Genomic DNA, 23,848 nt, shown 5'->3' with positions numbered 1-23,848 from the left:
ACCGTCAACACCGACACGGACCACGTCGGCGACAGGCGAGTCCGGTGGCGGAAAGGTGCGGTGAACGGCGGTGGCGGCAGCAGGAGGTCAGGCGCCCCCCAAGCCCGGCCAGCACCAGCCGAAGCGCTGGTACCAGACCCGGCCGTCCCCCTTTCCCTGGGAGCAGGCGGCCCTCGACTACATCAAGCAGCGGATGCCGGTGACGGCTCCGCACTATGCCTGGGCAACGTTCTCCTTCACCGCCATGAGCGGCCGCATCAACGAGTGCGACCTGTTCATCGCCACACCCCGTGGCCTCTATCTGGTCGAGTTGAAGGGGCATCCCGGCCGCGTCGTCAACAGCGGGGACACCTGGAGCTTCCACGCCCCCGACCGCCGGGTCCGTACGATCCGCAACCCCCTGCACCTCACCGATCTCAAGTCCAAAGAGCTGAAGGCCCGCCTCCAGGAGGCGGCCCGCGAGCTCTACCCAAGCATGCGCGTTCCCCGAATCGACCCGCTCGTGTTCCTGTCCGACCCGCTGCTCCAGAGCGAGTTGGACACGGTGCAGCGGACTCATGTGTACGGGCGTGACGGCGCCCAGAGCGGCCTCCCGGGCATCTGGGACGACTTCCTCAACCTGCCGCCGGAGCGAGAGAGCTGGCGGATCAAGGAAGACGTCTTCGCACGGCACCTGCCCGAGCTGATGAAGAAGATCGGGGTGCGGGCATCGACCGCCCACCTCGACTTCGGTGACGGCTGGAGGCTCTCCTCCCGCCCGTTGGACGCGGGACCCACCTGGGAGGACCGGCTCGCCAAGCGCAAGGAGGTGATCCACGAGGAGGGCCGGGTCCGGGTCTATCTCGTGGAGCAGCAGGCGAGCGAAGAGAGGCGTCGCTCCGCCACCCGCGCCGCCGAGCGCGAGTACCAGGTGCTCCAGGGCATCGCCCACCGCGGCATCTCCCAGGCCGTCGCCTTCCGCCAGCACCAGGGCGGCCCCGCGATCCTCTTCCGCCACCGGGAGAGCGACCTGCGGCTGGACAACTACCTTGCTGTGCACGGCCCGAAACTTTCCGAAGCCGTACGCCGCGACATGGTGCGCCAGCTCGCTGAGGCCGTCCGCTACGCCCACCGCCGCTCGCTCTACCACCGCGCACTCGCGGCCCGTTCGGTGTACGTCAGCGCCCGCGAGAACGGTAACGACCCCGTCCTGCGGATCATCGACTGGCAGGCATCGGCCCGCGATTTCGACACCACCTCACTGCGCTCGCTCGGCGAGAGTTCCTTCACCGGAGAGCACATCGAGGACGCCGCCCAGTGCTACCTCGCGCCCGAGACCGACGCCGACTATCCGGACCCGGTGGATCTCGATGTCTTCGGTCTCGGAGCCGTGGCGCACCACATCCTGACCGGAATGCCGCCTGCCGAGACCCGTACCGCCCTGAAGGCGCGACTCGCCGCCGACGGTGGACTGCACCTGTACGCGGTCAGCGACGCCATGGATGCCGGTCTCGACGAGCTGGTGTACGCCGCGACCCGCGCGTCCGTGGACGATCGTCTCGACTCCGCCGACGCCTTTCTCAGGCAGCTCGACGATGCCGAGCAGGCCAGCGCCGCACAGGCGGTCGCCCTGGAGGCCGACCCGCTCACCGCCACCCCCGGCCAGGCTGTCGACGGGGACTGGACCGTCGAGCGGGTGCTCGGTTCGGGTGCGACAGCCCGGGCGCTGTACGTAACGCGTGTCACGGAAGACGAGCGCGGCCGCCGTGTGGAGGAGGAGCGGGTCCTCAAGGTCGCGCTGGACGCGGAGAAGAACGAGCGCCTGGCCTCGGAGGCGGCGGCCCTCCAGCAGATCAGCAGTGGCCGCATCATCAAGCTGCACGAAGGCCCGCGCACAATCGGCGGCCGGACCGTCCTCGCCTTGGAGTACGCCGGTCCTGAGACGCTCGGTCAACGGCTGGCCAGCTACGGGCAGCTGGGCTACGAGGAATTGGCATCATTCGGCGAGGACCTGTTCACCGCCCTCGACGACCTTGCGGCCAGGAGCCTGCGTCACCGCGACCTCAAGCCCGACAACCTCGGGATCAAGGTCCGGGACGACGGTGAGCAGCAGTTGATGCTCTTCGACTTCTCCCTGGCCAATGTCTCCGACCGTGACATCAAGGCCGGCACGCGTGGCTATCTCGATCCCTTCCTCGGGGATGCCCGGCGCCCCATCTACGACGACTACGCGGAGCGGTACGCCGCCGCGGTCGTCCTGCATGAGATGGCTGCCGCCGAGCGCCCCATGTGGGGCAACGGCACGGACGACCCCCAGACGGCCCTCAAGGACGACCTCCCCGTCCTCGCCACGGATGCCTTCGTGGCCGTCCTGAGGCCAGGACTCGAGGAGTTCTTCGAGCGGGCGCTGCACCGTGAAGCGAACCGCCGGTTCGAGTCACTGCGGCAGATGCGGGACGCTTGGCGATCCATATTTGTCGAGGCCGACCGCACCCAGCCACCGCCTGCCTCGGACCCGGTCTCGCTGCTGGGCGGCGCGGGCCGACACGAGGGCCTCTCCGACGACGAAATCCGGGACCTGTACTCGGAGAAGGCGAAGCTCGACACGACGTTGAGGGACGCGGGGCTCACCGAGCGAGCGGCTGCGGTGGCCGAGGAGCTTGGCGCGGTAACGGTCGGCGAGCTGCTGGACGTCCCCTCGCCTCGCTTCCGCGGCAAGCGCGGTATCGGCGCGGTGGTCAAGAAGGAGCTCAACCGGCGGCACCGTCAGTGGACGGCTGCGCTGCGTCCCAAGATGCCCAAGGCCGCCCCTGCTCCAGTACGGCCCGTGGTGCCTGTGGCGGCGGACGACAAGCTCGGGGCCGAGCACGAAGCCAGGCAGGACGTGGAGCACTTGGCCGCGCTCCTCAACCCGGTGCCACCGGGCCGCAAAGACAACAAGCGGCCGCAGGTCGTCGCGGCCTGGCTCGGGCTAGACGGCGAGGCTGAGTTGGGTTCCTGGCCCACCAACCGCCAGGTCGCGGAGACGGTGAAGGTCTCCGAGTTCACCGTCTCGAAGCACCTCAGCGCGGCGATCACGGAGTGGGCCGACGCGGGGTGGATGAACGTCCTGCGCGGTGAATTAGTAGACGCCGTCCGGGACGCGGGCCGCGTGATGACCGCCAGGGAACTGTCCCGGGTTCTGGCCGCGAGCCACGGCTCCGAGAGCGAATCCACGGAGGGCAAGGAGGCCGCCGCGCTCGCGGTCGTACGAGCTGCTGTTGCCGCCGAGACACTCCTCACCGGACGCGACGAGGACCATGAACCGCGGCTCGCGCAGATGCGGCGGCGGGGCCGGCTGATCGTGGCCCTGGAGTCGCTGGACGGCTCCGACGACCCGACGTCCGATGAACTCGCTGCCTACGCGATAGAGCTGGGCGAAGCGGCGGAGAAGATCGCCACCGCCGATCCCCTGCCGGACCGGTCCGGTGCACTCCGCGACCTACGGGCGGTGCGCACACCTGAAGGCATGAACCCGCTGCCGGACGCCCGACTGGTCACGCTGGCTGCGGCAACGTCGTTGGGTGCCGCCGCCTCCCCCCGGCTGGAGCTGTACCCACGCACGCTGGAGCTCTGGCGTGCCCTGCAGATCTCCCAAGCCGCGGCCGGCGTGCGGCGCGAGGTAGGCATCAGCCTGGAGGGACTGCTCTCTCGTCTGCGCTCGCGCTTCCCCGAGATGGCGATGGGCAGGCCCACGTACGTCGAGGTCGAGGACGCGCTGAACAAGGCCGGGTTCCCGCTGACGTACGAGACGGCCGAGGCGCGCTTTAAGCCTCCGGCGCCGGTGTCAGCGGTGGGCAGCAGCAGCTGGCCCACCTCGACGGGCACGGTGACCAGGGCCTCTCGCGCACTGGTGGCTGGCGCCGCCGGGGGGCGCGAGCCATCGGCGCTGCTCGCGGCGAAGCTCAACTCCGCGATACGGGAGGGCGGCTTTCTCGCCCTGAACGTGCACGTCAAGCGGCTGCGGGGCGAGGCCGGCTCGGTTGCAGAAGCGGTCGCGGAGGCGTTCCCGGTGATTCCGGTGAACTTGGCGAGGGTCTTCCTGGAGGAGTTCCGGGCGCTGGCGGCCGAACACGGCACGGACTGGTCGAAGGTGCTGGCTGCGGACACCCGGTACACAAGGAGCAGTGAACTTCCGGGTGGGTTGCGGTCGTTCGTGGTCCGGGTATGGCCGAGGGTCGCGGCGCGGCTGGGAGCAGCCTCTCGGGAGCCCGAGGCGGTGTTGTTCCTTCACACCGCGGGCCTGCTCTCCCACTACTACGAGGCGGGCGGACACGAACTGTTGGTGGAGCTGCAACGCGAGGCCCGCAAGCCTGGTGGGCGACCGCACGGGCTGTGGCTGCTCGCGCCGTCGCACAACCCGCAGGGGGGACCGCAGTTGGACGGGCTCACGGTGGAGGTAACCGGTGGCGACGCGGAACGCGTGGTACTGACCGAGGACTTCCTCAAGAACTTGGCTGCACATCGAGAGGGTTTGGCACTGTGAGCGCGCGCAATGGTGGGCAGGACGGCTTACTGAGAGACCTCCGCAAGCAGGTCACGCTCCTGGAGGACGACCTGCGGGCGCGGAGCGAGTCGGTGGAGGAGTACCGAGACCGGCTCACGGACGAGTACACGCGGGCATACGCGGCGGACCGTACAGCGGCGACGTACGAGTCGTGGCGGGACGAGCGGGTCACTCAGGTCGCAGCGGCATGGGTGCTCGGTTGCGTCTTCGTACGCTTCTGCGAGGACAACGGGTTGATCGAGCGCGCGTGGCTGGCGGGTGTCGGTGAGCGTCTGAAGGACGCGGAGGACCACGATGCGGCATTCTTCGCGGCGAACCCGGAGAAGAACGACCGCGACTGGATCGTTGCGGCGTTCGACCACCTGGCGGGAACCAACCCGACGGTGGCCGGGCTCTTCGACCGTGGACACAATCCCTTATGGGAGATCGCTCCTTCGTACGAGGCGGCGACGGCGCTTCTGAAGTTCTGGCGGCGGGTTGATTCCGACGGTGAGCTCATCCACTCATTCGTGGACAGCGACTTGGACACGCGCTTCCTGGGCGACCTGTACCAGGACTTGAGCGAGCACGCTCGGAAGACATACGCGCTGCTCCAGACCCCAGCGTTCGTGGAGGAGTTCATCCTCGACCTGACGCTGGAGCCGGCGGTTGAGGAGTTTGGCCTGGAGCCGGTCGTCAAGATTCGCGAGCACGGAGTCTATCGAGAACTCCCAGCGGGTTTGCGGACGATCGATCCAGCATGTGGTTCGGGTCACTTCCTGCTGGGACTCTTCGAGCGGCTACTGGCGAAGTGGCGGAACGAGGACAAGAGCGCGGACGAGTGGACACTGATCCGGAGGGCCTTGAACGCAGTGCACGGCTGCGACAAGAACCCCTTCGCAGTGTCGATCGCTCGGTTCCGACTATTGATCGCTGCGCTGAAGGCGGCGGATGCGGGGCGGTTTGATACTGCGCCTGGGTTTCCGATCAACGTAGTGGTAGGCGACTCTCTGATCCACGGACGCGGTGCGCCGAAGCGGGAGTCGGAGACCATGTTCTCCCTGTCTGGGGAAAACCTCGAAAACTTCTTCTACCGTCCCGAGGACATCGGTGAATACGCAGAACGTTGCGACCTAATGACGCGCGACACGTATCACGTTGTCGTGGGAAATCCACCGTACATCACAGTCAAAGACAAGCAGGAGAACCTCAACTACCGGGTTTACGAGTCCTGCTCAGGAAAGTACGCGTTGTCGGTGCCATTCGCTGAGCGACTTTTCCAGCTAGCGGTGCGAACTTCAGGATCGAATCGGGACGCGGGTTACGTAGGGCAGATCACCGCGAACTCATTCATGAAACGCGAGTTCGGCAAGAAGTTGATCGAAGACTTCTTCCGATTGAAGGTCCACTTGACGCACGTCATCGATACGTCGGGGGCTTATATACCTGGACATGGGACACCGACGGCTATTCTGGCGGGGCGGAATTACGTACCGCGCCCAGACGAGCCCATTCGGGCGGTGCTGGGTGTACGGGGTGAGCCGACGCAGCCCGAGGAAGCCGCCGAGGGCCTTGTGTGGACCGCGATTACCAAACAAGTCAACACTCCAGGCACCGAATCAGACTGGGTGGGCGTTACCGACCTACCCCGAGCCGATCTAGCTCAATTTCCGTGGAGTTTGAGCGGAGGCGGGTCTGCCGAATTGTTGGCTTCCCTGGAGAGCCAACCTTCAAGATGCAATTCAAAAGTATCGACAGTAGGCCGGACCACGCATACTGGGCTAGATCTCGCCTTCTACCTTCCACAACAGGCAACTAGAACGCGTGGATTGAGAAACGGCAGTGTCCCCGTGATCGCAGGTGAGGACATTCGGGACTTCATCGTGAAAACACCGAACTGGGCACTCTTCCCCTATGACGAGCATGGTGATCCGCGAGAGCTGGAACTGCACGAATATCGCTATCTATGGCCGAACCGAACAGCTTTGCGCGGGCGCCTAGATTTCGGCGAGACACCCGAGGAGCGCGGGTTGCGCTGGTTCGACCACAGCATGTTCTTCGCTAGGCGTTATCGATCACCTCTTTCAGTGGGATTCCCCTTCGTCGCAACCCACAACCATTTCACGCTGGATCGCGGCGGAAAAGTCTTCAACCGAACCGGGCCAGCAATCAAGCTGCCGGATGAGTCAAGCGAAGACGAGCACTTGATGCTCCTCGGAGTACTCAACTCGTCGACAGCCTGCTTCTGGCTCAAGCAGGTCAGCCAATCCAAAGGCAACGGCGGCATCGGTGGTGGCATCTCAGACGAGCTGTGGGAGCACCGGTTCGAGTTCACTGGAACCAAACTTCAGGAATTCCCCCTCCCCACCCAACTCCCCCTTCCCCTCGGCCGCACACTCGACGCCCTCGCCCAGGAACTCGCCGCCCAAGAGCCCTCCACCGTCTGCACCGCCATCGAGCCGCCCACCCGGGCCCGCCTCGACTCCGCTCGAGACGCCTGGACCCGTACCCGCCAGCGCATGATCGCGCTCCAGGAGGAGCTGGACTGGGAGGTCTATCACTCCTACGGGCTGCTCACCGACGCAGAGAAGGCTCGCCTCACCGCCCCCTCCCCCGCACCCACGACCATCCCCCAAGTGAATCTCGGGGAGCGGGCGTTCGAGATCGTGCTCGCGCGCAAGCAGGCCGCCGGGGAGATCGAGACCGCCTGGTTCGACCGGCACGGCTCCACCCCCGTCACCGAGATCCCCGCCCACTGGCCCAACTGGTACCAGGACATCGTCCAGGCCCGCATCGACACCATCACCTCCCGCCGCGACATCGCCCTCATCGAGCGCCCCGAGTGCAAGCGGCGCTGGGCCACCGACCCTTGGGAGAAGCGCGAGAAGGCCGCACTTCGTACCTGGTTACTCGACCGGTGCGAGGACAAATCCCTCTGGTTCCACGTCCTCAACGACTTCGAGCAGCCCCGCACCCTCACCGTCGGCCAGCTCACTGACGAGCTCGAGAACCAACCAGACGCCAAGGCGATCCTCAACACCGCTTCCCTCTACGCCACCCACCTCGGCAAGCCGAACCTCTCCCTCACCCATGTCGTTCAGGACGTGATCGACGCCGAGCACGTCCCGTACCTCGCCGCGTACCGCTACAAGGACACCGGCCTGCGCAAGCGCGCGCAGTGGGAGGACGTCTGGGAGCAGCAGCGCGAGGAGGACCGGACCGGCGAACGGCTAAACATCCCCGTACCGCCGAAGTACACCTCCGCGGACTTCGTGAAGCAGTCCTACTGGTCGAACCGCGGGAAGCTGGACGTGCCCAAGGAGCGGTTCGTCTCCTACCCGGACGCGAGTCCCGGCTCCGATCCGACCCTCCTCCTCGGCTGGGCCGGCTGGGACCAGCGTGACCAGGCCACCGCTCTGCTGAACATCGTCAGCGAGCGCCGCAAGCAGCAGGACTGGTCAGGCGAGCAGCTCGTACCACTGCTCGCCGGGATCAACGAACTGATGCCGTGGCTGCGGCAGTGGTTCGGCGAAGTGGACGACGAGTGGGGCGAGGAGTCCGCCGCCGAGGAGTTCCAGAGCTTCCTGGACGGCGAGTTGGCTCGCGAACAGCTCACCCCGGCGGCACTCACCGAATGGCGTCCGGCGAAGAAGACCCGGGCACGCAAGACAACAGCAACGACAAAGACGGCCAAGAAGAAGGCGGCGGAAGACGATGAGTAGCGGCAACGGCGACCTCTACCTCCGGGACGTACTCGACCTGCCCGAGTCCGTACTCGCCGGGTCGTTCAAGGTCGAGCTCTCCGGTGGCTTCGACGCGACCGCCGACCGCGTACGCGAGTACGTGGTCACCCCGCAGCTGGAGCAGTCCCTCCGCAGGGCGCTCAAGATCGTTGAGGCGTCCGTACGGGCGGGGTCGTCCGACGCCGCGTACCTGCACGGATCGTTCGGCTCCGGTAAGAGCCACTTCATGACCGTGCTCCACGCGATCCTCTCCAACAACCCGGCCGCCCGCACCAAGCCGACGCTCCAGCCGATCATTGCCGACCATGACGCGTGGCTGCGGGACCGGAAGTTCCTGATGGTCCCGTTCCACCTCGTCGGTGCGACCGACCTGGATTCCGCGATCCTCGGCGGATACGTCCGCACAGTGCAGCGCTTGCACGCGGACGCACCCGTGCCGCCGGTCTACCGGGCGGACGCTATGTTCGAAGACGCGCGCCGCCAGCGGGAGTTCTTCTCCGATGACGCGGAGTTCGTCCGCTGGCTCGGCAATCCCTCGCTGCCGAAGGACTTGAGCACCGCCCCGCAGGAGGACACCGATGACGAGGGCGACCTGGTGAACCTCGATGTCAAGGAGGCACCGGAGGTCTGGACGCCGGCGCTCCTCGACGAGGCCTTCGCCGCCGCACCCGGCGAGAAGGTTCGCAACTGGCTCGCGTCCGCGCTGATTTCCGGCCCGTACTCCTCGTACTCGCTGAGTGCGATCGGTGCGAAGAACGCCTTCCTGCCGCTGGAAAACGGCCTCGACATCATCAGCCAGCATGCCAAGTCCCTCGGCTACGACGGGCTGATTCTCTTCCTCGACGAGCTGATTCTCTGGCTCCAGGCGCATCTGCGTGAGCGGACCTTCGTCAATGACGAGGTGAACAAGCTCGTCAAGCTGATCGAGTCAGGTACGGGGGACCGTGCGCTGCCGGTCATCTCGTTCATCTCCCGCCAGCGTGACCTCTCCGAGCTGATCGGCTCGGATGCGGTCGGCGCCGATGCCAAGAACCTGGAACAGCAGGTCAAGTACCTGGCGGGCCGCATCGACCCGATCAACCTGGAGGACCGCAACCTCCCGGAGATCATCAAGGAGCGGGTCCTCAAGCCGAAGGACGACGCCGCCAGGGCCGCGCTCGAAGCCGCCTTCGCCCGGGTCGAGACCTCCAATCAGTCGGTGCGGGACGTGCTGCTCGACGCCAACGGTGCCACCCACGCGGACTGGGCCGACTTCAAGGCGCTGTACCCGGTTTCGCCCGTCCTTCTTAACGTCCTGGTCGCGCTCTCCGGTGCGCTCCAGCGCGAGCGCACCGGTCTCAAGCTGCTCCAGCAGATGCTCTACAAGCGGCGTGAGGACATGAAGGTCGGTGAGCTGATCCCGCTGGGTGACCTGTGGGACGTTCTGGCCGAGGGAATGGGCGAGGCGTTCACCGACCGGCTGCGCAGCGAGGCCGACGCGGCAACTCGCTTCCACGGCAAGGTCAAGGATCACCTCCTCCAGAAGTACGGTTCGGCGGATAACGCCAAGTACAAGGCCGACGACCGCTTCATCAAGACGATGCTGCTCGCCTACCTCGCGCCCGAGGTGCCTGCTCTCACTCGCCTCACCGGGCCACGCCTCGCCGCCCTGAACCACGGATCGATCCGCTCCCGCACCGGGCAGGAGGACCGGATCGTGGTCAAGCGGATGCAGGAGCTTCAGGCGGAGTTCCCCGGTGAGCTGCGCAGTGACGGCAACGACGCGGACCCGGTCTTCACGCTGCATCTGTCCGATCTGGACGTGGAACCGATCCTGGACAGTGTCGGCGAGAAGGACACGCACGGCGCCCGCAAGCGGTGGGTGCAGGAATGGCTGTGGCGAGAGCTGGGCGTCGTCGACAACGGTGGCTTCGTCGCCGATCGCGAGATCGTCTGGCACGGCACGCGACGCATTGCCGAGTTCGTCTTCGAGAATGTGAGCGATCCCCAGGTCCTGCCCGACGCGCAGTTCGAGCCGTCCTCGCCGGACCGGATCCGGTTCATCATCGACTACCCCTTCGACGAAAGCGAAGACGGCCAGCCCAGCGCGGACGAGAACCGGGTCTTTCGCCTGCAGCGGGAGAAGCCTGATGCGGCGACCATCGTCTGGCTGCCGTCCTTCCTCTCGGCCCAGCGAGGCACCCAGCTCGGCCGGCTCCTGAAGGTCAACTACCTGCTTGGCAGGGACCGTTTGAAGGACTTCGCGACCCACCTGTCGTCCGATGACCAGGTGCGGGTCAGGCATCAGTTGGAGGCGCAGCGCGAGACGCTCGTCTCGCAGCTGGGCCAGGTACTGCACCAGGCGTATGGAATCGCCAAGGCCAACGAGACCGACCTCGGCGCCCAGGTGACCGAGGGCAAGCACGTCCACTCGTTGTACGCCGGGCACACTCCGCAGCTCCAGGGCGGCGGCCTCTTCGAGTACAACCTGCTGAAGCTCGCCGACGGGTTGCTGGACACGCTGTACCCCAAGCACCCGAACTTCGACCGTCAGGAGAGCCGCAAGCCGGTCACTGCCGCGAAGTTCAAGAAGGCATACGGCTGGATCGCCAGGGCCATGGACGATGGTTCACGCCGGGCCGTGGTCGACGGCGGTGACATCACGGACGTGGCGCGGATCGTGCATGCGCTGGAGTTGGGTGAGGTGCACGACGGACCTCTGAACGTCTCCACGGACTGGCGCCGGCACATCGACCAGCAGGCGGGCAAGCACGGAGCCAAGGGCGACTTCTCGGTCGAGGACATCCGCATCTGGATCGCCGAGCTCGGCTGGACGGGCCTCGACAAGCTGGTCTCCAACCTGGTGATCGCCACGTACGCACTGCTGTCGGACCGCTCCTGGATCTACAACGGGCAGGCGGAAGAGGCCCCCGCGCTGGACCAGATCGGCCCCGGCTGGGCACTGCGGGCCCAGGAGCGACCCAGCGAGGACGAGTTCACGGCAGCCCACACCCGGGCCGCGGCACTGTTCGGCACGAGTGTCCCGCAGATGCTGTTCGCCCGGAACGTCAACGCACTTGCCACGGACGTTCACGCGAAAGCGGCGGAGCGAGAGGCCGCTGTCAGCGGGGTGCGGCGGGCACTGTCCCAGTTCAGGACCGCACTCGGTTTCAGTGGCGAGGCCCTCAGCGCACGCGAGCAGTCGGTGCGCGACGCGGCCGACCTGCTGGCTCGGATCAAGCAGAACCCGGAGCCGACTCCGCTTACCCGTGACCTTGCCGCGGCCACGTATGCGAGCACTGATGTCGTACTGGCCAAAACCATGTCCTCGGCGCAGCGCGTGCTGGATGCTCTGGAGAGCACCGACTGGGACCTCATCGAGAGTCTTCGGCAGTACACCGAGCGCGGAGACGATCTCGCTGACCGGTCCAGGCTGCTCCTCGACGAAATCGCGAAGACAGCGGCAGCCGACGAGTTCGACAGCGAGCTCGCCCCGGTGCTGCGCAGTGCGCGCAGTCAGGCCGTGTCGATGATCAACGAGGCGGCGCGCCGCAGCGTCGTGGCGCCCGTCACGCCCACGCCGCCCCCGCCCGTCGTGCCCACGCCGCCCCCGCCCGTGGAGCCGGTGGTGGTTTCCCCCCCTGCCAAGACGAGCGACGAGGACGTCGAGGTTTTCGAACAGCCGAAGCCGACGCCCAGTACCCCGGTCGCTCCGGTTGCCCCTCGCCGTACGCGTCGGGTCTCGACGGGGTCCACGAGTGCGCTGGAGACCGCGCTCAGTCAGGCCCTCAACGCGATACAGGACGAGATCCGCGACTACGCGGCCGCACACCCCGGTGCCGAGATCGAAATCCAGTGGCGGGTACCCCACGCCGACCAGGGCGATGACGTGCCGGCGCACGGCGGCGAGGCCTGATGGGAGCCACGGTGCCCGAACTCGACCAGCGGGTCATCACCGGACTTCTGACCACACGGCTGGCCCATACCAAGGGTCGACGGCTGGTGCTGGTCCACGGTAAGTACGTGGTAGGCGGGCCACAGGAGTTCACCGTGCCGGTCGGCGAAAGTGAACGCCGCAAGGTCCGGGTCGTGCACACCACTTCGGTGCTCGGCATCACCGACGCCTGGCAGGCTCATCTGGGTACCGAGGGTTCGGACCTGCTGGTGGTCACCACCGATGTGTCCGGTGATCGGATCAGTCTCGACCTGGTGGGCGAGATGGTGCGCTCGCAGATCATCGCCGTCGACGAGGCCGACATCGTCAAGCAGCTCTTCGGAGCCGCCGACCTCGACCCTCGTATGCGGCGCGACCCATGGCTCTGGTTGCCCAGCGCACTGATCACCGCCGAGCCGGACGGCGGCTGGCCCCAGCGTGGGGCCGTGCTCACCCTGGACGCGGCAATGCGCGCCCTTGTCGGGGTGCGGCTCGGGCTCGAGGGCATCATCGAGGGCGAGGCATCGGTGGATGTCGACGCGCTGCTGGCCTGGTCCCGTGCTCCCGGCGGCCCACAGCGTTTCGCGGCGTTGCCAGAAGCCGAACAGCAGGGCATCGCCGAGTGGCTGGCGCAGAACGCGGGCGAGGCTGCCCCAGTGCTACTGCGACTCGCGCTCAGCGGCTGCGGGCCCGAGGCCACTGCGCTGGGTGTGCTGGCTTCCGTCATGAACGGGGACGCGGCATCGGCCGATGCGGCCGTCGCTCTGGGCTCCGTCTTCGGCATGGGTTCACGCCCGCCCGAACTGCGCGCCTATGCACGGGCTGTTGAGGGCACGCTCACCCGATGGATCGGTGAGACGACGGGGCGGGGGGCGCAGAGCGAGGAGGCACGGCAGCGGGTTCTCGACGTAGTGCGCCAGGCCGATCAACTGGCCAGGGAGGCCCATCTCTCCGCTGCGCTCGCCGACAATCCTTTCCTCCCCTCAGGTTTCGAGGCTCGGCTGCGTCGGCTGGCCGAGGCTCTGGCCGGAGAGCCCCAAGCAGCGCAGACGGCCTGGGAACACGTACAAGAGCATCACCTTGCCGCTGTTCTCTATGCGCAGCGGATCGAGCTGGCGCGCATGGCCGTACGGCTGAAGCACTGGCTGGACGCGCCGGAGCCGGTCGTGTCCTCGGTCGACCAGGCCGTGCACGCACACGTCGCCGACTGGGGGTGGGTGGACCGAGCGCTGACACATCTGTGCGTGGGAGACGCCGACGCCGAGCCCGTTCTGGTTCATGCGTACCGGACTGTGCACGACGCGGCGCGGCGACGACGAGCGACGCTGGACGAAGCCTTCGCGGCCGAGCTGGGGCCGTGGGCGCAGCACGCCAGTACGGCGCAGCCCGGTGGGACGCTGCTCATCGAGGAGGTACTGGAGAAGATCGCCGTGAAGCTGGCGGCGAAGCGCCCGCCGCTGGTCCTCGTACTGGACGGGATGAGCAGCGCGGTCGCGGCGCAGCTCGGTGAAGAGCTGACCGGTGCGGGCCGGTGGAGCGAGCTGTCCGGTGACGGGCGGCGGGCGGCTGCGGTCGCCATGATCCCGTCGGTGACTGTCGTCAGTCGGGCCACCTTGCTGTGCGGACGCCCGGTATCGGGCGGGCAGAGTGTGGAGAAGGAGGGATTCGTCGATTTTTGGAAGCAGCACCGGCGTGCGGCCGCTCTCTTCCACCCGAGCGAGATCGCCGGTCCTGCGGGACAGTTGCTCGACCAGCGGCTGGTCGAGGCTGTCGCATCGGATGCCGTGGTCGGTGTCGTGCTGAACACCATAGACGAATGCCTCGACCATGGGCAGCAAAGCTCGCTGGCCGACTGGTCGGTGAACCGGGTGAAACACCTCGCCGAACTCCTCAACTCCGCGCGGGGGCAGGGGCGTCCAGTAGTACTGGTATCCGATCACGGACATGTACTGGACCGGACGAGGAAGGACGCAGGGCCAGTGACGGCCGAGGGTGTGGAGTCGGCCCGCTGGCGTACGGGGACGGTTGCCGGTGAGGGAGAGACCGCGCTTGCAGGCCCCCGCGTGCTGGAGAACGGCGGTCGGATCATTGCCCCCTGGTCGGAGGAGGTCCGCTACACCCCGCGTAAGGCCGGCTACCACGGTGGCGCCGCACTCGCCGAGATGACGGTGCCGGTACTGGTCCTGACTCCGTCGATCGACCTCGCACCCGACGGATGGGCCGAGCTACCGCGAGAGTCAGTCCAGCCACCATGGTGGGAGGCGCAAATCGCCCCGGCACCGCTAAAGACCCAAAGCACCACGAAGCCCGCACGGAAGGCACCCCCCGCCAAGCCGAAGGCACGGCCGCAGGAGGGTGAGCTCTTCGCCGACGACGCGGTCGAAACGCCCCTGACCAGGTCCGCACGCATCGAGCCGCCGGCCCTGGTCACGCTCGGCCGTCAGGTCGTGGACACCAAGCTGTACGAACATCAGGGGAAGTTCGTGCGCAGGGTCCCCGACCGCAAGGTGGTGGCAGCTGTCATCGACGCACTCGACGCATCGGGCGGCACACTCTCACTCGCAGCAGTCGCTGGTGCCGCCGTCGCTTCGGGGGGCCGCACCAACACCCGCCCGGAAGGCTTCGTCACGGTACTGACCCGGCTTCTGAACATCGAAGGCTACGAAGTCATCAGCCTGATCGACTCCCGGACCCGGGTCCGGCTCAACCGCGACACACTGCGCGAGCAGTTCGAACTGCCCAGGGAGAACGCATGAGCGGCGCATCCGTCAGCGCGGCCCGCCGCCGCGAGGTCATCGACGCGCTGCGGCGCGGGACCGTGCCACAGTCGGGTCTCGACCTCTTCGCTGTCGGGCTGGACCGTTTCGCGCCCGCGCTGGACGAGCGGATCGCCACGATCGCGACGGGCAGTGCGGCCTTCCATGCCATTCGCGGCGAGTACGGGTCCGGCAAGACCTTCTTCGCCCGTTGGCTCGCCGAACGTGCGAAGCGGGCGGGGCTCGCCACCGCCGAGATTCAGATCTCGGAGACGGAGACACCACTGCACAAGCTGGAGACCGTCTACCGACGGCTCACCGAGCGGCTGACCACTGCGACCGAACCTGCCAGCGCCCTGCGCTCGGTGATCGATGGTTGGTTCTACACCCTCGAAGAGGAGGTTACCGAGGCGCAACCCGAACTCGCTGAAGACAGTGAGGCGTTGGAGTCTGCGGTCGAAGCGCTGCTTGAGGAGCGGCTCCGTGGCGTCGCCCAGACCACTCCCGCCTTCTCCGCCGCCCTGCGCGGCTATCGCAAAGCCACGCTCGATGGGGACGCGGCCACCGCCGAAGCCGTCATCGCCTGGCTAGGCGGCCAGAAGTCGGTCGCCGCCTCCGCGCGCCGTACTGCGGGGGTGCGTGGAGATCTCGACCACTTCGCGGCACTGGGCTTCCTTCAGGGGCTGCTCACGGTCCTGAAGGACTGCGGGCATCCCGGACTCCTGCTGGTCCTCGATGAGATCGAGACCTTGCAACGAGTGCGGGGAGACGTGCGCGAGAAGGGGCTCAACGCCCTACGACAGCTCCTTGATGAAATCGACGCGGGCCGCTTTCCCGGGCTCTTCCTGGTCATCACTGGCACACCTGCCTTCTACGAGGGACAGCAGGGGGTTCAACGCCTGCCTCCACTGGCCCAGCGGCTGGCAACCGACTTCTCCACCGATCCGCGCTTCGACTCACCGCGGGCAGTTCAGCTGCGACTTACCGGTTTCAATCTCCCTCGGCTGGGCGAACTGGGTCGTGCCGTACGCGACTTGTATGCGGGATCGGCCCGGAACCCTGAGCGTATCGCTGCCCTTGTCGACGATACGTACGTGGCGGAGTTGGCCACTGCCATGACGGGAAGGCTCGGCGGGCGGGCCGGCATCGCACCGAGGCTCTTCCTGCGCAAACTCGTCGCAGACGTATTGGACCGGGTGGACGAGTTTGACGACTTCGACCCGCGCAAGCACTACGCGCTGACCGTCAGCAGCGACGAGCTGAGCGAAGTCGAGCGCAACGCCGCGGCGGACAGCGCCGACGAGATCGAGCTGGAGCTGCCGTGACAGGTGCACCCGAACCGCTGGACCGGCTGCACCCCGGGGTCGTACACCACATCGTCAACACCCTGGGGTGGTCTGGTCTTCGTCCGCTCCAAGAAGAGGCAATCGAACCGCTGCTGGACGGTGCGGATGCAGTACTTCTCGCACCGACGGCGGGCGGCAAGACCGAAGCGGCGTCCTTCCCTCTGCTGTCCAGGATGGCCGCGGAGAACTGGACAGGGACCTCAGTCCTCTACGTATGCCCGCTCAAGGCGCTGCTCAACAACCTCCTGGCCCGTCTGGAGACTTACTCCTCATGGCTGGGCCGGACCGCGGCACTGTGGCACGGGGACGTCTCGCAGCCACGACGCAAGCGGATCCTGCGGGATCGGCCGGACATCCTGCTGACTACGCCAGAATCGCTGGAGGCGATGCTGGTCAGCGCCAATGTCGACCATCGGGCCTTTTTCTCCGGGCTGCGGACCATTGTCGTCGACGAGGTGCATGCCTTCGCCGGTGACGACCGGGGCTGGCATCTGCTGACCGTGCTCGAGCGGCTCGAACGAGTCGTCGGTCGGTCAGTACAGCGGGTCGGGCTCTCCGCGACGGTGGGCAATCCTGAACAGCTGCTCACCTGGTTGCAGGGCTCGGGGCGCGACAAACGCACGGCTTACGTTGTTGCCCCGCATCTGCGCGAGGAGAATCCGGTCCTGCCACCCCCCGGCGAAATCCAGCTCGACTATGTGGGATGCCTGGAGAATGCGGCGACGGTGATCACCTCCCTGCATCGCGGCGAGAAGAGGCTGGTGTTCTGCGAATCGCGTCGGCAGGTCGAGATGCTCGGCGAGAGCCTGCGGGCCAAGGGTGTGACCACATTCCTCTCGCATGCGTCTCTCTCAATGGATGAGCGGAGGCGGGCGGAAGAGGCATTCGCCGATGCACGAGACTGTGTGATCGTCTCCACCAGCACACTGGAACTCGGCATCGACGTGGGCGACTTGGATCGCGTCATCCAGATTGACGCACCCAGCACCGTGGCCTCCTTCCTCCAGCGGCTCGGTCGTACCGGCCGGCGCCCGGGTTCCACTCGCAATTGTCTGTTCCTTGCCACCAACGAGGACGGTCTGCTCGGCGCAGCAGCCCTGCTTCTGCTGTGGTCACGTGGCTGGGTCGAGCCCGTAGTGGCCCCACCGGAACCCCGGCACATCGTCGCCCAGCAGGTGCTGGCTCTCTGCCTGCAGGAACACCGGGTCGGAGACCGGCTCTGGCAGGAGTGGTGGGGCGGACTCGGCCCCTTCGGTCCCTCCGCCGAACCCATCGTGCGCCATCTGATCGACGAGGGGTTCCTGGAGCGGGACGGCGGAATACTGTTCATCGGCCCTGAGGCCGAACGCCGCTTCGGTTACCGGCACTTCATCGATCTCACCGCGGTCTTCACTGCCGCACCGGAGTTCACTGTGCTGGCGGGCCGCAGCGAGATCGGCACCACCAACCCCGCACTGCTGACGGAGGAAGTTGTCGGACCTAGGCGACTGCTCCTCGCCGGACGGAGCTGGCAGGTGACCTACATCGACTGGTCCCGGCGGCGGTGCTTCGTCGAGCCGGTCGAGGGCGGCGGCAAGGCGCGGTGGGGCGGGGTCGGCTCCGGCCGTTCCGCCTCGTACGAGCTGACCCGCTCCGCTCGGGAGGTCCTGCTCGGCACCGATCCGCCAGTCGCTTTGACCCGCCGGGCTGAAGCCGCCCTCGCTCAGGCTCGCGACAACAGTGCGGAGTCGGTGCACGCTGCCGGGACAATTGTTACCCGCGGGGGTCGGGACACGAACGTGCGCTGGTGGACCTGGGCCGGCTATCGGGCCAACGTCACCCTGGCTGCCACGCTTTCGGGCATTGCCGACCCTCTCCAGCGCCCTACAGACACCTACATCCGGCTCCGCGAAGACTTGACTCTGGACGAGTGGAATCGAGCCAAGGCGGCGGCAATTGGTCAGCTCTGCCTCCCCGCCGTTGACACTCGCGCCATCCATGGGCTCAAGTTCAGCGCCGCGCTCCCTCAGCGGCTTGCGGAGGCGACACTCGCCGCGCGTCTCGCGGATCTCGATGGCGCATCGGCTGCACTTAAAGAAGCCTCGAGGTTCGTGTCCCCTGGCGATTGAGCGGCCCCTTGGTAGGACAGCACCGGTGGTGAGGCGTTCGAGGGCGTCGGCGTTGGGGAAGATCTGGACGAGGACGAGGCGGCGCTTGACTCCCCATAGAGTTCCAGCCATCACAGACTCGCCGGACGAGCTCTCGGCAGCACGCCACCGATCGAAGACGGGCGGGGCCGACAGGACCGCCGCCCGCAACCGGACCGTCTCCAGCGAGCCGGTAGCCACGCCAACACCTCTACCGAGCCGCAACTCCGGTCCTCGCAAGAGGAAGAAGACCGTCACGGAGCAGCTCCTGGAAGAACTCGCCGAGGATGGCGGCCGGATCGTAAAACGGGAAGCCAGCGGCCGAGAGACCGAGAAGTGGCCGATCCGCGTCGCCGCTGCCCGGAGATCAGCAAAGATCCCGAAGGCCAAAGAGCTGCACGGCGGCTGGTGCCGTGACGGCTACGAGATCCGGCTGGTCGACACACCCGCCTGGCGCTGGCCACGCTGTCACCCACTCCTGTGCCCTCAGGGCTCGCAAAACCGCATCCAGTCGTCAAAGCCCTGCAGGGTCTTCCTCGGCCCATGGGGCTGACCAAGTCCGTGCAGAACCGGGCTTTCCGGCTCATCCACGCCCTGCTCCTCGCAACACAAAGGGCGGGGCACACCGCCGCAATCGGCACAGCGAATGCGGCACAGCCACCGCATCGTCGGCGAGGCGGCCCACCTCACTTCATCATCGCCGCGCAGGGGCAGAAGATGCGAATTCCTCGTCCTGCAGGAACAGAACCGGATCGAGCACGTCCCCACGAGCAAGGAACTTGCAGACGCCGAGAAGTACTCCTGGGTCAAGACCCCTCGCTACGACTACTCCCCAGCTGACCGCTTGAGAATCTGTGTCAGCGGTGGGGTGTCGCACCGGCCTGGCGAGTGGGCCGACACGGCGGCACGCCGTCTTGAGGACCAGCTTGCCGAGATCGTGCAGGAGGTCGGCTTGCGCGGACAGGCAGCCGAACGCAAGCGCTGGCTGACCTGAAGGATGCACAACAGAAGCGCTTGCGGTGGGAAGCCGCTAAGCGGCAGGCCACGACCGAATACGCAGAGGCATACCGCGTCCGCCACCTCGCGGCGCAACATGTGGCGTGGAGGCGCGCAGCGAGCCTCGTCGAGTACGTCGGCGCGCTCCGACTTGATGCAGAGAGTCGGCCGCCCGGGCCGGCCAGGGACGAAGCCGAGGCTTGGATCGCGTGGGCCGAGAGCCGCGTGAAACGCCTGAATCCGCTCGACGGTTCACCGTTGCTCCCGGAAATCCCCGAGCCCCGCGCCGAGGACCTCCAGCCGTGCATGCACGGCTGGAGCCCCCACGGACCGACCTGTTGAGCGCACTCCCTATCGGACTCCCGGACCCGCCAGACCGCGAAACCGTAGCGTGTCTGGCACCGTAATCAGCGATGACGAAATTCGACTGATATTCGCCAAGTTTCCGTAAGGACAGGGCTCGGGAACTGCCTCGCCCGCCTCACGTGGCCTGCGTGATCGACCAAGTGACGCCCCGTCAGTACGTGCTTCGCGGGCGTCGAATATGCGTCAAGATACCGCCCGCCACGCCCACCGCACATAACGCGCACGAGAAAAGCCGCAGCTCAGACGCCCTTACCCGCCTTCTCCAGCACCACAACGCACTCCACATGATGCGTAACCGGAAACAAATCAAACGCCCGCATCCGCCGCGGCGCATACCCCGCCTCCGCGAAGTACTTGAGGTCGCGGGCGAGGGCGGCCGGGTCGCAGGCTACGTAGGCGATGCGGCGGGGGGTGAGGGAGGCGAGGTGGGTGACGGTTTGTTTGCCGGCGCCGGCGCGGGGTGGGTCGAGGACGACGAGGTCGACGTCGGTGATGCCGGTGCGGGGCAGGATCGATTCGACCTTGCCGTGTTCGATGCGTACGCGGTCGAGGTCGGCGAGGTTGTGGCGGGCGTCCTCGACGGCGCGCTTGCCGGATTCGATGCCGAGGACCGCGCCCTTGTCGCCGACGCGTTCGGCGAGGGCACCGGCGAAGAGGCCGACACCGCAGTACAGGTCGAGGGCCATGTCGCCCTTCTTGGGCATCAGGCCCTGCATGACGGCCTCGACGAGGAGGTCGGCGGCCTTCGGGTGGACCTGCCAGAAGCCGCCGTTGCCGACCCGCCAGGTGCGGCCGGCGGCGCGTTCGCGGACGAAGGGGCGGCCGTGGACGCGGTGTACGCCGCCGTCCTTCTCCCCGACCCTCATGACCGAGACCGGCTTGTCGAGTTCGACGATCGGGAGGCGGCCGCCGGGGCGGGGGGTGAGGATGACCTGGCGGTCGTGGGAGCCGGTGGCGGCGATGGCCTCGACGGTGGCGATCTGGGGCCAGTCGCGCTTCTCGATGCCGAGTTCCGAGACGCCGGGGGCGGCGATCATGCAGTGGGTGATCGGCTCGATGTCGTGCGAGCGGTGCTTGCGCAGGCCCGCGTGGCCGTCGGCGTCGACGGCGTACTGGACGCGGGTGCGCCAGGCCGGTACCTCGCCCTTGGCGACCTTGTCGCCGGGGGCCGGCTCGACGGTGCCGTCCCAGCCGGCCGCCTCGGGGGTCAGCCCGGCCAGCCGCATCAGCTGTTCGGCCACCACGTCGCCCTTGAGACGTCGCTGGGCACCCGGCTTGGCATGCTGCCAGTCGCAGCCGCCGCAGCGGCCGGGGCCGGAGAAGGGGCAGGGGGCCTCGACCCTGTCCTTGGACGCGTCGAGGACCGAGACGGCGTCGGCGCGCAGGAAGCGGGCGCCCTCTTCGCCGTCGGTGACGCGCGCGATGACGCGTTCGCCGGGGAGGGCGTGGCGTACGAAGAGGACCTGGCCCTCGTCGGTGCGGGCGATGCAGTGGCCGCCGTGTGCGACCGGGCCGACCTCGACCTCGTACTCCTCGCCGACCAGCGACTTCTTCGGTTCTGCCTGCATGGCGGGAGGGCTCCTGAGGTGGGGTGGTGCCGGGGCGGTACGGCGGGACGCCGACCGTCAAGTCTACGGCCCGGCATGTGGTGCCCCGGGCCCGCGCCCCGTCGTGGCCACCGTGCCGGCCGGACCGGCGCCGTGACGCCGGTCCGGGCGGCCGCTACTTCTTGGTGGCCGCCTTGTCCTTCTTCGGCTGGGTGACCGGACCGCGGCGGACGGCACCCGGAGCGTTCCAGTCCGCGCGCTTGCGGGCGCGCAGCTTGGCGGCCTCGGAGGAGTCCAGCTGCCAGGGCACGGAGGTGACCATGACGCCCGGGGTGAACAGGAGGCGGCCCTTGAGGCGGAGGGCGGACTGGTTGTGGAGGAGGTGTTCGTACCAGTGGCCGACGACGTACTCGGGGATGTAGACGGAGACGGCGTCGCGCGGGCTCTCCCGGCGCAGGGACTTGACGTAGTCGATGATGGGGCGCGTGATCTCGCGGTAGGGCGAGGCCAGGACCTTCAGCGGGACCTCGATGCCGCGGCGCTCCCACTCCTCGCGCAGGGCCTTGGTGTCGGCCTGGTCGACGTCCACGCTGACCGCTTCGAGGCTGTCGGAGCGCATCAGCTTGGCGTAGTTCAGGGCGCGCAGGGTGGGCTTGTGCACCTTGGAGACCAGGACGAGGGAGTGCACCCGGGAGGGGCGGACCACGTCGTCGTCGGGGGTTTCCTCGGCGGCGATCTCGTCGGCGACCCGGTCGTAGTGGCGGCGGATCGCGGACATCGTCACAAAGAAGATGAACATGCCGAGCAGCGCGACCCAGGCGCCGTGGGTGAACTTCGTCAGGAGGACGACGACGAGGACCAGGCCCGTGAAGAAGGCGCCGAAGGCGTTGATGGCGCGCGAGCGGTGCATCCGGCGGCGCTTGGCCGGGTCGGTCTCGGTCAGCAGATGGCGGTTCCAGTGACGGACCATGCCGGTCTGGCTGAGCGTGAAGGAGACGAAGACGCCGACGATGTAGAGCTGGATGAGCCGGGTGGAGTCCGCGCCGTAGAGGTAGACGAGGACCGCGGCGGCGCCGGCCAGCAGGACGATGCCGTTGGAGAACGCCAGCCGGTCGCCGCGGGTGTGCAGCTGGCGCGGCAGATAGCGGTCCTGGGCGAGGATCGAGCCGAGCAGCGGGAAGCCGTTGTAGGCGGTGTTGGCGGCGAGGAAGAGCACCAGTGCGGTGGCGGCGGCGAGGATGACGAAGAGGAAGCTGCCCTTGCCGAAGACCGCCTCGGCCACCTGCGAGATGACCGGGTTCTGGGTGTAGCCGGAGCCGAGCGGCTTGCCGTGAAGGAGCAGGTCGGTGGCCGGGTTCTCGGCCATCCTGACGTTGGTGGCCATGGCCAGGGCGATGATGCCGCAGAACATGGTGACGGCCAGCCCGCCCATGAGGGCCAGGGTGGTCGCGGCGTTCTTGGACTTCGGCTTGCGGAAGGCCGGCACGCCGTTGGAGATGGCCTCGACACCGGTGAGCGCGGCACATCCGGAGGAGAAGGCGCGCAGCATCAGGAAGATCAGGGCGAAGCCGGCCAGGCCGCCCTGTTCGGCGTGGATGGTGTAGTCGGCGGTGGGGGCCTTCATCGTGTCGCCCATGCCCACGGCACGGATGACGCCCCAGGCGATCATGATGAAGACGCCGGCCACGAAGACGTACGTCGGGATCGCGAAGAGCTTGCCCGACTCCTTGACGCCCCGCAGGTTCATCAGCGTCAGCAGCACGATGACGGCGATCGCGCAGAGCGTCTTGTGCTCGACGACGAACGGGATCGCGGAGCCCAGGTTCTCGATACCGGAGGCGATGGAGACCGCGACGGTCAGCACGTAGTCGACGAGCAGTGCGCTGGCGACCGTGAGTCCCGCCCTGGGGCCGAGGTTGGTGGTGGCGACCTCGTAGTCGCCGCCGCCGCTCGGGTAGGCGTGCACGTTCTGCCGGTACGACGCGACGACGGTGAACATCAGCACCACGACCGCGACCGCGATCCACGGGCTGAAGCTGTACGCAGACACACCCGCGACGGACAGGACGAGGAGCACCTCGCCGGGCGCATAGGCCACCGAGGAGAGCGGGTCGGAGGCGAAGACGGGGAGTGCGATGCGCTTGGGAAGGAGGGTCTCCCCGAGCCTGTCGCTGCGCAGTGCGCGCCCGATCAAGATCCGTTTGGGCACGTCGGTCAGTTTGGACACGCAGAGGATGCTAAGCCTTCGTCAAGGTCCGCGCCCACCCGCTCCCCGCACCGACGTGCGCAGCGCGCCGGGCGGGGCGCATCCGGCCTGCTGAGGGGCGCCCCGCGGACCAGTTCTCGCACAGGATCCGCACGTCGCGCGCACGGCGCCAACGCGGCGGTGCGGCCTGTGGCGTTCGTCACGCACCATCGGTGCCCGTCACAGGAACGGCGGGGGGCGTCACGGAGTGATCGCGCCGGTGACGGGGCGCGATGCGGGGGTCACGGTGAGATCCCGCGGCGGGCGGGCAGCGGGCGGCGGCCGGCGGGCCGAAAGGGGGCCGGG

9 protein-coding genes are annotated in these 23,848 nt (G+C 67.5%); 7 read left to right on the top strand and 2 right to left on the bottom strand.

Annotated elements, in window-relative coordinates:
• The first annotated feature begins 70 nt into the window (after positions 1-70).
• The 7 genes from pglW to EST54_RS35215 all read left to right on the top strand — a co-directional run bounded on the left by pglW (position 71) and on the right by EST54_RS35215 (position 19,382).
• Positions 71-4,504: a BREX system serine/threonine kinase PglW gene (gene pglW / locus EST54_RS05080; RefSeq protein ID WP_129245462.1), complete on the top strand. Its 4,434-nt coding sequence runs from the start codon at positions 71-73 to the stop codon at positions 4,502-4,504.
• Positions 4,501-8,226, top strand: coding sequence for a BREX-2 system adenine-specific DNA-methyltransferase PglX (pglX, locus tag EST54_RS05075; RefSeq protein WP_129245460.1), 3,726 nt, complete (start codon positions 4,501-4,503; stop codon positions 8,224-8,226). The genes pglW and pglX overlap by 4 nt, the downstream gene beginning before the upstream one ends.
• Positions 8,219-12,142 carry a PglY protein gene (locus tag EST54_RS05070; RefSeq protein WP_129245459.1) on the top strand — a complete coding sequence of 1,308 codons (3,924 nt, stop codon included), beginning with the start codon at positions 8,219-8,221 and terminating at the stop codon, positions 12,140-12,142. The genes pglX and EST54_RS05070 overlap by 8 nt, the downstream gene beginning before the upstream one ends.
• Before the next feature lie 11 nt (positions 12,143-12,153).
• Positions 12,154-14,916: a BREX-2 system phosphatase PglZ gene (gene pglZ / locus EST54_RS05065; RefSeq protein ID WP_244942440.1), complete on the top strand. Its 2,763-nt coding sequence runs from the start codon at positions 12,154-12,156 to the stop codon at positions 14,914-14,916.
• The gene (brxD, locus tag EST54_RS05060; RefSeq protein WP_129245455.1) at positions 14,913-16,241 is read left to right on the top strand and encodes a BREX system ATP-binding protein BrxD; all 1,329 of its coding nucleotides are present in this window, start codon (positions 14,913-14,915) and stop codon (positions 16,239-16,241) included. Before pglZ ends, brxD begins: the two co-directional genes overlap by 4 nt.
• The gene (locus EST54_RS05055) at positions 16,238-18,370 is read left to right on the top strand and encodes a DEAD/DEAH box helicase (RefSeq protein WP_174857393.1); all 2,133 of its coding nucleotides are present in this window, start codon (positions 16,238-16,240) and stop codon (positions 18,368-18,370) included. The genes brxD and EST54_RS05055 overlap by 4 nt, the downstream gene beginning before the upstream one ends.
• Positions 18,371-19,034: 664 nt before the next feature.
• A complete protein-coding gene (locus EST54_RS35215; RefSeq protein WP_167511482.1) occupies positions 19,035-19,382 on the top strand; it encodes a nickel-dependent hydrogenase large subunit in 348 nt (115 codons plus the stop codon).
• Between the two features lie 607 nt (positions 19,383-19,989).
• Here EST54_RS35215 and EST54_RS05045 read toward each other — a convergent pair.
• Together EST54_RS05045 and EST54_RS05040 are read right to left on the bottom strand one after the other, a co-directional pair.
• Positions 19,990-21,318, bottom strand: coding sequence for a class I SAM-dependent RNA methyltransferase (locus tag EST54_RS05045; protein WP_129245453.1), 1,329 nt, complete (start codon positions 21,316-21,318; stop codon positions 19,990-19,992).
• 154 nt (positions 21,319-21,472) lie between these two features.
• Entirely contained in the window at positions 21,473-23,524 is a 2,052-nt protein-coding gene (locus tag EST54_RS05040) for an APC family permease (protein ID WP_129245451.1), read from the bottom strand.
• Positions 23,525-23,848 lie beyond the last annotated feature (324 nt).

The sequence above is a fragment of the Streptomyces sioyaensis genome, assembly GCF_004122735.1.
GTDB lineage: Bacteria > Actinomycetota > Actinomycetes > Streptomycetales > Streptomycetaceae > Streptomyces > Streptomyces sioyaensis.
The sequence above is the reverse complement of the archived record's forward strand: the minus strand, read 5'-3'. Positions and strand labels throughout refer to the sequence as shown.

What these genes read in the sequence shown, in the direction of transcription:
- EST54_RS35215 (WP_167511482.1), top strand. Translation starts at nt 19,035, where the DNA reads ATGCGGCACAGCCACCGCATCGTCGGCGAGGCGGCCCACCTCACTTCA.
- EST54_RS05070 (WP_129245459.1), top strand. Translation starts at nt 8,219, where the DNA reads ATGAGTAGCGGCAACGGCGACCTCTACCTCCGGGACGTACTCGACCTG.
- EST54_RS05045 (WP_129245453.1), bottom strand. Translation starts at nt 21,318, where the DNA reads ATGCAGGCAGAACCGAAGAAGTCGCTGGTCGGCGAGGAGTACGAGGTC.
- brxD (WP_129245455.1), top strand. Translation starts at nt 14,913, where the DNA reads ATGAGCGGCGCATCCGTCAGCGCGGCCCGCCGCCGCGAGGTCATCGAC.